Here is an 11723-nt window from a genome sequence, read left to right on the forward strand (position 1 = left end):
TATTCATTATTTTCAAATTACTCGTAGAGGAATTGTGCAGTAGCCCTACAATCCTTATCGGCAGAAAGACAAGCCCAATGTGCGCTAAACCCTTCGGGGAACACATACGTCATCTCTTCTCCCGCTTTCAATACAAACTCTTTGGACTTTACCTTTTCTTTCAAATAATGAGATACAGACAACCAAAGCGTCACGGTCACGTCACGGTCGGCTTTCAGCGTCAGTGTCTTTTTATCATAGCCGGTCATCAGATACGGGTCACTCATTACTCCGCTTTTCACCGAAGTATTCATCCACGGACCACCATGCCCTACCGGTTTCCCCAATTTCCACAAATCATCAATACTTCCAAACCATAATCCGGCTGTCTTCTCCTTATTTATATATACAGAGTTAGACGTTCTCGCGTCTCTTCTAACGCCCGACAAAGCCAACAATCCATTCCATGTATTATAGTCATCAATATAATAATTATGTGAAGAAACAGGCCGCATCATCTTGAACAAAGGTTCTTTCCCTACATGGATTAATGGCAACTCATAGAATGTTCCATGAATATTGGCTAATTCGCGCTCGGACTCTACCTCGCGTACACAACGAGCACTTTTCATTGTATCAAAAGCCGGATTCCCCTTAGGCAAACGTAAATCACCTTCGGAGGTGTGTAAAATGACAGAAGCCTCATCCACACTCCACAAGTCTTTCATCAGTTTCTTGTCCACCACTTTCGCATCAAACTGTGCTTGCTTGAAATAATGCACCTTAGTTTCCAATGCTCGGGAAGCCTGCGGTTCTACAATGCCCGGTGCAAAATCAAAAGTAAACTTACGGAACTCAAATTCTCCTTTATCCACCACTCTTCCATTTTTCATGACGGAAGCATAGCAGGACATATTATAATTACAACGGTTGCTATACAGTTTAGCTGTAAGAATCTCATCCGCCGTACCCACTTCGGCAAGTCCGGTAAACAACTTTGCAAACTTCTCACCTGAAACAAACCGTTCTGTAGTATAATGCAAAACAAAGCTAACCTGTCCGTCTGTCAACGCTTTCAAACGTATCCATTCACCTTTCACATTCTCCGGAAAGATAAAATCCCGGTATTCCTCCCCTTTCAGTTGGAAAGTTTTATAGTCTGTCCATTCATTATTCCCTTTCTTGTCTATCTGAACAACAAAAGACAGAGGAGATTTGGAATGGTTAATAATATGTGCCATACGTCTGTCGAATCCGGCAAACAGATAAGGCTCGCTTACTTTCGTCGAAGAGACAACGTCCTTCAGCCAAATAGCTCCATATCCGGTAGCCGGTCCCCAATTCAGGAAATCTTTTTTCTTTCCGAACCACAAATTGGATTGTGGCTGACCGGTGAGGATATTTCCCTGAATACTCGACTCATCGGTTGCCAATACAATCTGCCCGTTCCATGAACAGAAATCCGGGATATAGCGCAAATGGGAGGCTATCGGACGAATACCGGATGAGTTGTCCTTTGAGAAAGTTGCGGGAAAATCGAAAAACATCCCATGCATATCCATCATCATCTCATTCCCGCCAATCTCGCGGATACGGGGCCATTCGGTAAACCAGCCATGAGAAGGATCATTATTGTAGGCGGCTTTTGGAAGCAGATAGGTACTCCACCGACCATTTTCCATCACTTTCAAGCGGATAGAGCGCTTGTCCCATCCCATTGTCCACAATGGGGCCTGTTCGTCAGGAACCGCCTTAATACCATTACGCGTAGTAACATCCGTAAATTGCCTGCGTTCAACAACCGTAAATTTCTTACCATCATACTCTGCCAATACACCATATTTCTCCGGTCCTTTTTGCCCTTCTACGGGAACTTGCCAATCTTTCGGATTCTCACCGGCTTCTCCATTGTTTGCAAGCACCAGCTTGCCTTGCGCTGTATATCCACCTTTACCGTGCCATCCGGGCAACGGGTTATGATACAATTTCTTGGTCTCCAGCGTATGCACGTTCGCCTCATAAAGCATACCTTCCATATCATAGTAATACACTTTATTTTGGGGGTCGGTCAGATGACGGGCAATCGCAGTAATACGTCCCGGCATTTGTTTAATAGGAATTGTCCGAATATTCCCTTCAGTATCTATCAGATAGTGACCTATCAACAACTGATTGGACTCCGCATGAATCATACGGGCAGCAGGAGTTCCTCCCACACTACCCTCATAAATCTTCATATTCTTATTCTTATCGACAATGTACAATTTATGTTCACTACCCTTCGGCTCATGGGCCGCATAGTTCACCATATACAGTTTACCCTGCCAAGGAACAATCGCACCAATTCCACACTCATTTCCAAATCCATACTTCCCATTGATACGAGCATGAGCGTATGTTGTGAGATGCGGATACACTCCACTGATACAACGTTCTCCGGATATTTCCGCAATATTCACACTATCTTTGTCCGGTCTAAAAGGAACTTGTTGGCTACCGGTACAAACCGCCATCAGTATAAGTCCTGCCAAGCTATAGCAGCCTGTTAAAATTCGATTCATAGCTATTAAATATTAAATGTTGTTTTTTATGGCACATAAGGGAAAGTATCCGAGTCCTCCGACAGTAGCAGAATAGAGAAAGCGCTTGACCATCCAAAATGCATGGCGGTCATCCCCTCTCCGGTAGCGGAATTCCAATTTTCACGAATAGGATATCCCGGATCTGCAAGACCTTTCAACCTGTCAGGCAACAAACGTGTATACTTCTCCGCATCTTCTGCAAAACCATAATTCTTCCAGCCGCGAATGCCAAAATAAGTATAGTTCATCCAAGTCTGTCCACGGAAATACCCCCTGTCCGGTCGGTATAACGGGTGTTTATGATTCAAGCTGGAGAAAGGAAAATAAGTACCAAACAACTCAGGGTCCAGCATGTTCTTCTTGACAGCGGCAGCCTGCTCAGGAGTAGCCACTTTCGTAAACAAAGGAATCCATCCTGAAATATCAATTACTTTCACCAACTCTCCCGTACCGAGTTTACGGTCATAGAAAAATCCGGTTTCCTTATCAAAGAATTTGTCTTGAATCATTTTCCTCAATTTCTTTCCTTCCGCTTTCAAAGTAGCGGCTTGTTCTTTATCTCCTATCTCTTCCAGCATATAAGCCAAATAAAATTTCTCAGCGCACAGATAACTGTTCAATTCTATAGATTCCTGGTCAAAAGAGTAAGCGTCTTCCGCATTCTTCAACATCTTCACTCCATGAAATTTTACCGCCACGTCCATACCGCTTTCCCATTGTCCCATATATACTTTCGGTCCTATACCTCCATATTCGCACAAACCGTTCTGATCATGGTCTCTGTATGTGTATCTCCACTTATGATATTTCAATAATTTGGGTAACATTTCTTTGATAAATGCTTTATCTCCTGTACGTTGATACACCATATAGGTAGCCCATCCGGCAATAGGCGGTTTGGAACAAGCCTTATTATTATCTTTCTGATACAAAGAGACCAAATCAATAATCATCCCTTCCGGAGTCTGAAAATCAAACATGGTACGCATCTGGTCTTTTGCCAATTCCGGATTGAAAATAGACAAGGCGGTTGCGTGTTCCCAACTGTCCCATGCCCAAAAAGCATCAAAATGACCGGTAGCAGGTTGTACACCGGCATGTTTCAAGTCTCCGGCAGCACTGCGCCAATTGGTATGCAATGTCATCAAAGCTTTTACAGCCCATTTCCGGTTACGGTCACTTTGCAAATAAGGAGTCGGACGTTCCAAAATACTGTTGATATAACCTTCCCAACGTTTTTGATTTTCTTTTAGATACTTCTTGGCTTTCTTTACCTCCAATGTCCGGTGAACAGAGATCGCTTCCTCTTGAGAGGCTGCCGGACAATAGGTAGTAAAAGTATAAAAGACATACGACTTTCCCGGGCGCAACTGTTTACTTTCCATTGTCGTTTCGTATGTATTCTTAGCTTTCATCGTCAAGACACTATTTTCAGGAAACGATACCACAAAATGATGCTTGTTATCCGCAACGCCTATTCCTAAAGAATTTTTAGAAAGAGCCTTGCATTGAGCGTCTTTATAGGTCGCTTTTCCACTCAATAACGCACCGATTGTTTTCTCCTCTGTCCCCTGATTGATCAGTGTATATTCAATCATCGTACTTCTATCGGACACTGCAATCTCTTTGAGTTGGATAAGGATATCACCGGCTTGTAATTGTTGACACAACCTACCGGGCAGATATTCGTGGGTCGCCTTTCCGGTAAAAGGAATCTTCTTCATATCCTGACCGACTTTCTCCACTACCGTCAACTTCTCAAAGCAATCCGACAACCATTGGAGTTTCAGCGAACGCTCTCCTGCAAATGCCGGCCCTCTGAATCCGCCGGTCAACGACAGATTAGAAGGATTATTAAAGCCATAACCGTGCCAATCACCCAAGTCAGAAAAGAAATATCCGTTAGGAGATACACTATATCCTACTTCAATATTCAGCAGATTCACAAACTGTTCCTGCTTAAACTTTCCTTTTCCAAAAACCTGGGAAAAAGACCAGACCAATACGGCTGCTATCAAAACTATTTTCCGTTTCATCACTATTTTGTTTTTCTTATTTTACCTCCTGAAGCTCCAAAGCTAAACTGGAATATTCACTCTTCAATAGATTTTTCAGAGAAATTCCTTCTTCCATCAAGATTCTTCCGCTAATCACCTTGTCGTGCAGCGAACAGGGCTTATCTTCCTTTACTGCCGTCAGATCAACCAAACGATACATCTTCCCTGCATCCAATCCGTTCATACGCACATTCGGAATCACCATATTCAGAAGATGGGAAATCTTGTATACATAGAAAACCGCTCTGTCTTTCTCAGGCGTTACATACATTAAAGAAGAAACACCCTTATTGTCATAAGGAGAGACCAACCGATATAAATCTCCGAGCTGCACCACCGGACGAATATTCTTATAAGCGGCAATGGCACGTTTAGCAAATGCCTTATCTTCCTCACTCATTTCTTTCGGCTGAATTTCCATACCCAATCGCCCGGACATAGCCACATCAAAACGGAATTTCAACGGAATACGACGTCCTGTCTGGTGATTCTTGTCCGCACTGACATGAGAAGCCATCGCTATAGCCGGATAAAAGCCCGACACTCCCCACTGAAGGTAGATACGTTGCAAAGCATCCGTATCATCGCTAGTCCAAAATTCATCGAAATAAGGTAATATTCCATAATTCACACGACCGCCACCTCCGGCACATGCCTGCATTACCAACTTCGGATATTTGGAACGAATGCGTTTCAGAACTTTGTTCAACCCTCTATGATACTCAATATAAAGATGAGACTGTTTATTCTTTGGCAAGTAAGAAGAACCGTAGTCCATCAAACTGCTGTTATCATCCCATTTCATATAAGCTATTTCCGGATACTTAGTCATCAGATTATCAACTACACCAAACACAAAGTCCTGTACTTCCGGATTCGTCAAGTCCAATACCACTTGCGTCTTGCCACGCCCTGTAGAAAGCGGACGGTTCTTAATCCTCATCACCCAATCGGGGTGTTTTTCAAACAATTCACTTTTGGTATTGGCCATCTCCGGCTCAATCCAAATGCCGAATTTGATATTGTGCTTTCGGGCAGACCGTAATAAACCCTCTATTCCGTCAGGTAACTTTTTCTTGCACACTTCCCAATCACCCAAACTACTGTTTGCACCGTCCCTCGGATATTTGTTTCCGAACCAACCGTCATCCATTACAAACAACTCACCTCCCATAGCAGAAAAAGCTTCCATCATTTGGTCCATTTCTTTTTGGTTCACTTTGAAATAAACCCCTTCCCAACTATTCAACAAGATATCGTGAGGACGTTTGCCCTGATTCAGTTTATATTCGCGCGCCCAGCGATGAAAAGCGCGGCTCACTCCCCCTTTGCCATTCGTGCTGTAAGTCATGGCAAATTCCGGAGTAGTAAACACCTCGTCAGGCTCTAATATATAATGTGACGTTTCTTCATTGATACCTGCCGACACGTTGAATTTTGTATTATGCACATCCATTTTAATAAGGTAGGTACCGGTCCACGCCAATGTACCTCCCAATACATGCCCGTTTTCTTCCTGAGGCCTGCCATCCATTGTCAGCATAAATGAAGGATTATCCGTTTCGGTATTTGCCAATCCATCCTTATTGGAAATCACTTTCTGTCCGTTCGTCAGTTTTTCTTCATCCTGTGTACATTCAGCCCCCCAGAAACCATGAAAATGTGTCATCCAGTTGTCACCGCGCGGTACAGGCATAAAAGCTGAAGCGAACCGATACAAGGTAATGGGCTTCTTCCCATGATTTTCCACTTCCACCCAAGTAGAAATGATATCAGTTCCTTTATAAGCTTTATAAATCTGCTTCAACACAAAAGGATAAACTTTATCCTTCATCCGGATCTCCGTGACTTCCGCCTCATTCGAGGTATATTGTTTCACCTCCTCTACAGCCAAGTCCAACGACATATTGCCATCGGCGTGTGTCACTGCCATCGCTCTTTCTCCCGGAGTATTCAGTCCGAACACCGGATAACTTTCCAGTCCGAAAGCCAGTCCGCTGTCATAAATGCCTTGTATATCTTTCTCAAAAATACGACAACCGTAATATTGAAACTTCGATTTCTCACCGGGAACCGCAGCGATTAATAAAGAGGTATTAGGAGTCGAAATCAAGTAATCCTTCGCATATAAATTACCGGAAAGGACTCCTAATCCCAACATCAAGAGAGCTTTTATTTTCATGATATTCATATTAGAACAATTAGTTATTTTTTCGCTTTCAACACTGACGAATGGATCGAAGTACCCTCCAAACGGATTTGATAAGGCCATTGCGCCTCTTTCTCCAACTCTTCTTTCGGAGTGCTCCAAGGCTTCACAAAGTCCCAATGTTCGGTCGGAGCACCCGTAACCACCAACCACAGGAACTGAGTATCTTTGGGAATCTCAAAACGAACAGTGCCGTTTTCTCCGTTCTTACCTCTATACATATCACCATAAAGGCACTTTCCTGCTTTATTAACAACAACAAATCCATATCGCCAACCGGCCTTATCCACCCGTTCCGAACGGAATCCCTCACTACCGGCAATACCTTTGAAATCCAAAGACACAATTTTTCCACTTTCCGGCACATTCAGCCGAATGGCATTATACCCATAATTTTGCGGACAACGCGTCGAAGCTATCTGATACCACCCGTCGGCCACCTTATCCAATTTGCAACGATGCTGATTGGCATAGCTGCTACATATACTTTTTATACGTGGAATATCCCAAGCAACAAAGCGGGATGCCGCTTCATAAATTTCATCATTGAACTGTTGCTGATTAAGTCCGGTCAGCCGCTTATAGGTAGCAGCCGGATCTTCCTTGCCCTCTGCCTGCCGCCATATCCGGGATATGATATCTTGCCCGTGCTTATTTGCCCAATATTCCATAAACTGCGGAGCGTGATACATATTGTGCACACTCAGCAATGAATAATGTGTCTGATCCATATAGGCATCCAAATGATACTGCTCTATGGTAGTCCAATCCGAATATACCTGCCATAACATCCATTGCGATGTATATTCCACCAATGGGCTGCTCACCGGAAAGCTACGGGCACCGTCAGCTCCTACCATATACTGGAAAGAATGCCCCATCTCATGGGCCAGTGCACAATAAGGATAAGATTGAGCACGGCAAGGACGCATCCACATCATGCCTACTCCCTCGTCTCCCCAACCGAAAGCGGATGTCTGATCATCATTGTACATCCAGATTATCATCTTATAACGACTTGAGAATGACTTCTTCTTATCAACAAACTTCAATTTATCCACATAATAATTATAAAAGCGTTCGCCTTCTCTTAATATCTCTTCCGGACAGAAGCGTTTGCCTTTATCAGCGTATTTCGTCGGTTCCTTACCAAAAGACTTTGCCCAAAACAACACCAGATTCTCTGACTCCGTCATATAATCATAACTGAATTGTCCGTCAGGCTGGTTAAACTTGTTCTCCTTTAAAGATTTTGCCGGAATAAATATCTCTTTTTTAGCAGATTTTGCTTGTGCAATCTCTCCCGACAGGAACCATATCACCAGCAATGTTAACAAATACATTCTATTCATATCAGTTATTTCTTTATCAATTATCGATTATACATATTCCCATATTTCGAATCTCTTTCTTTCATCCTCTTCTGCTGCTCCAAATCCTCCGTCCATTGGAAGTCTACTTTTGTTTTTTTTCCGTCGGCCGCAATAGCATAGACTTTCGTTTTCTCATCTACTGCCACACCTTCCACTGTAAACTGTTGCAAAGGAGCGACAAATACAAGTTTTCCTTTCTGAAAGACTTCGTATGCCACTACACCTTTCCAGTCCTTCATGGTAAATGTATTTCCCTTGCATACAGCCGTACCCGTTTCTACAGGCTGGGGATTCTTGAATAAATCGACCGTATTATCCGTAATATACCAGAAAGGCAATTGCTGTTTCGGATACTTCTTCGCTTTTATTTCCTTTCGTGTCTGTTCGATATCTTCCGCCGTCACTTCAAACATTCTTTTTCCGTAGTCGTTCACTTCCTGTCTGAAAGGTTTCAGAAAACCGAATTTCTCGAAGAAAGGAGTTAAATCCATCTTTGCCGCCGCACAAGCCTTTTTCACAAACTCCAATTGACATTTCCCGGCTGTAACCGGATTAGGAGTAGTTCTGACAGCCTCATACAAATCCTTATAAAAATCATCATTACCTTTCACCTTAGCGCAATAAAGATACAATTGCCAAAAAGGAACCAGCCGACAATGGTTGATACGATTCTCATTGTGTGCAAGATTACGGGTAAAGTATTCCGTCATCGCACGTTCATACCAACAGTCATCATAGGTTTTCGTAGGCCGTTCCACTTCTTTCTGAAGACGCGTTGTCATACCAAATGCATCCTGCACGTACAGGCAATAAATATTATTCGTCACCTCCGTCATGCCATGCCATTTGGCTCCCGGACGTATCTGATTGATATGCCCTATCTCATGTGCCGGTCCCCAAAGGGCAATGCCGGTCAGTTTGTCAATATCACAAACTTTCTCCATCGTGCCGATACCATAAGCCGTACGATAATTGGGCGCATACATATATCCCTTATTTACTACATGGCAATATTGCCGGTTCTTAAACCGCTTGTCTGTATACTTGTCCAATCCCATAAACTCATGTTCCAGCGTCACAATGCGGTCGAATACTTCCACCAACGCCTTACCATCCGGTGTATATTGCCTGAAGCTCTCCACCGGAAAGGTAAGGTGGGTATACTCACCCAATACATCAAAATACTTGTAAGTGGCTTTATCCAACAATGTCCGCCACTGTGAAGCCTTATGCTTCTTTATATCAAAATACCCATTGACTTCACCGGTCAGAAAGTGTATCCTTACCTTCTTACCGGTCGTTTCTCCTCGTGTATGAAACAACACATACACCAGTCCATCATTTTCCGGAATAATCCGGTTCATACCTTCGTGTAACAAATAGTAGGAAGAACCGTTCTCGTAACCATCTCCGTTCGGACAATCCAAGTTCTGAATCTTGATCCGGAGCGTATCTCCTCCGGTTTCTCCTACCTTTATTAACAAAACCCTATCCTTACGTGCGACTATCCCAGTCGCGTTATCCAATAAACTATACCCATTGGTCTTATTTACCTTAGCCATTACATCGGGGTGTTGCTGTTGTTCAAAATCCTGAATACGGAATTCTGCTTCATTTTCACTGTTCCATCCGGATTTCAATCCGCTGGCAACCGGTTCAAAATCCGTCTCACTGATCCATCCGGAAGGGACTTTTTCTCCGGCTTTCGTACGGTTCCAGAACTGGTAGGCTCCACTCATATCGGGATAACGATCAAATTGTTCTCCACGTCCGAACATACGGGGATCTTCCTGCTCTACCAACCGGGCAGTCATTTCCTTTTCCATCCTTCGTTTCAGCAATTCATATTCCGGCTTCTTGGCCAGATCAACCATACAATCCGGATCTTTCTTTATATCATACAGTTCCTCCGTATCCCGTTTGCCAAAGGCCAACTGCCAATAATGGGCAGTCTTAGGATTTCTCCGAGCCTTCAGAATCTCCGTTTTTGTCGGTCCTCCGTCCACATTCATATAACCGGTCTCCGGATTTCCTGCCGGCCAACGATCCGTTTCAAAATTCTTCAAATACAGATAATTGCCCCGAATCATACCTCTGATAGGATATCCCCGGTCATCCGGACGCCCTACATCGTGCCGTTCTTTGCCAATCATAACAAAATTACGGTCTATATCCGACTTCTCATTCTTCAGAATATCCACAAAACTACGTCCGGTGATAGGACGCATACCTGCCTTTTCCTGACTGATGCCAACAACTTCGAGCAGAGTAGGCGCAATATCTATCACACTGATATAATCATCCACTTTACGTCCCGGCTTCACCAGCCCGTTCTTCCACATCACACTCATCGGGATATGATTGGAATTATTGTATTCCTGTCCTTTACAACGGGGAAAAGGCATTCCGTGATCCGAAGTGACAATGACAATCGTATTTTCCAATTCGCCGGATTCTTCCAATATATTGAGAATACGTCCCAGATGCGTATCAAAATGCTCCACTTCCAAAGCATAATCCAACATATCCGTGCGTACCGTCTCATTGTCCGGCCAATAACCCGGCACAGAGTCTATCCGTTCCGGTCGTTTTCCAACTTTCAATGATGAGCCGTATTCATAGTCCCGATGCGGTTCCAACGCTCCATACCAGAAACAAAAAGGTTTTCCTTCCGGCCGCGCTTTCATAAACTCTTCGAAGTTCGCCGCATAATCTACCTTAGATATACACGAAGTAGGTGGTACCAATTTCTTTTCATTCCACATCTTCCCGGTAATCTCTCTCTTTTTTCCATGAATATCATTGGCTATTCCGGGTCCCCATCCTTTGCCTGTACAACCTACATAAAATCCGTTCTCTGCCAATGCTTCAGGGTAGGATTTGAATTCAGCCGGAAAATCCGCCCAATGGTTACACGCCTCTTTCAGTTGCCACGAATTCCGACCGGTAATAATAGCGGCGCGTGAAGGAGCCGATTTGGCGTTGCAAGTATATGCATTCTCAAAAAGAACCCCCTCACGCGCCACCCGGTCGAAAGCGGGAGTATGAACCCACGGAGTACCGTATGCACTCATGTGCCCCGCATCATCAGCAATGCAGAATAATATATTGGTAGGTTTCTGTCTTTCCTGTACCTGTGCCGTATCCGACATCGCTGTCGCACTGCCGGTGCTCCACAACGTACAAGAAACAACAGATAAGAGTTTTATATCCATATTAAAAAAAATTGAAGTTTATCTCTGTGCACAAAGTTAGGTCAAAGCCCCGTATTTTACTTTGCTTCCCGTCCATAACACTTTGTTATCCGTCCCAACAACTATTTTTTCCGTCCATTTAACGTTTATTCGAGGAAATATTTAAAATAAAAATGCCCTTCACCTTTTGGCTGTATCCACTTGTTCATCGGCATTAACGGGTGAAAGGCAACAAATTCACCCGACCTTAACCTCACATCAGTTCAGCAAAACTTATTTTCGACGCAGGTAAAGTTGCTTTCAACCATAAGTATCCTATAAACGAAAGC

At 43.6% G+C, this 11723-nt stretch carries 5 protein-coding genes; all 5 read right to left on the bottom strand.

The annotated features are described in order from the left end of the window. Positions 1-17 precede the first annotated feature (17 nt). From GD630_RS14840 to GD630_RS14860, 5 genes are read right to left on the bottom strand one after another with little or no spacing between them, the layout of a single operon-like run. On the bottom strand, positions 18-2540 hold the full coding sequence (locus tag GD630_RS14840) for a hypothetical protein (RefSeq protein ID WP_143867710.1): 2523 nt from the start codon (positions 2538-2540) through the stop codon (positions 18-20). A 26-nt stretch (positions 2541-2566) separates the two neighbouring features. Further along, positions 2567-4597: an MGH1-like glycoside hydrolase domain-containing protein gene (locus tag GD630_RS14845; protein ID WP_143867712.1), complete on the bottom strand. Its 2031-nt coding sequence runs from the start codon at positions 4595-4597 to the stop codon at positions 2567-2569. Between the two features lie 16 nt (positions 4598-4613). Then, the gene (locus GD630_RS14850) at positions 4614-6800 is read right to left on the bottom strand and encodes an alpha-galactosidase (RefSeq protein ID WP_143867714.1); all 2187 of its coding nucleotides are present in this window, start codon (positions 6798-6800) and stop codon (positions 4614-4616) included. Positions 6801-6823: 23 nt separating this feature from the next. Next, positions 6824-8179: a DUF6055 domain-containing protein gene (locus GD630_RS14855; RefSeq protein ID WP_143867715.1), complete on the bottom strand. Its 1356-nt coding sequence runs from the start codon at positions 8177-8179 to the stop codon at positions 6824-6826. A 20-nt stretch (positions 8180-8199) separates the two neighbouring features. Beyond that, positions 8200-11415: a M60 family metallopeptidase gene (locus GD630_RS14860; RefSeq protein WP_143867717.1), complete on the bottom strand. Its 3216-nt coding sequence runs from the start codon at positions 11413-11415 to the stop codon at positions 8200-8202. Between the last annotated feature and the right edge of the window lie 308 nt (positions 11416-11723).

The sequence above is a fragment of the Bacteroides zhangwenhongii genome, from assembly GCF_009193325.2.
Taxonomy (GTDB): Bacteria; Bacteroidota; Bacteroidia; order Bacteroidales; family Bacteroidaceae; genus Bacteroides; species Bacteroides zhangwenhongii.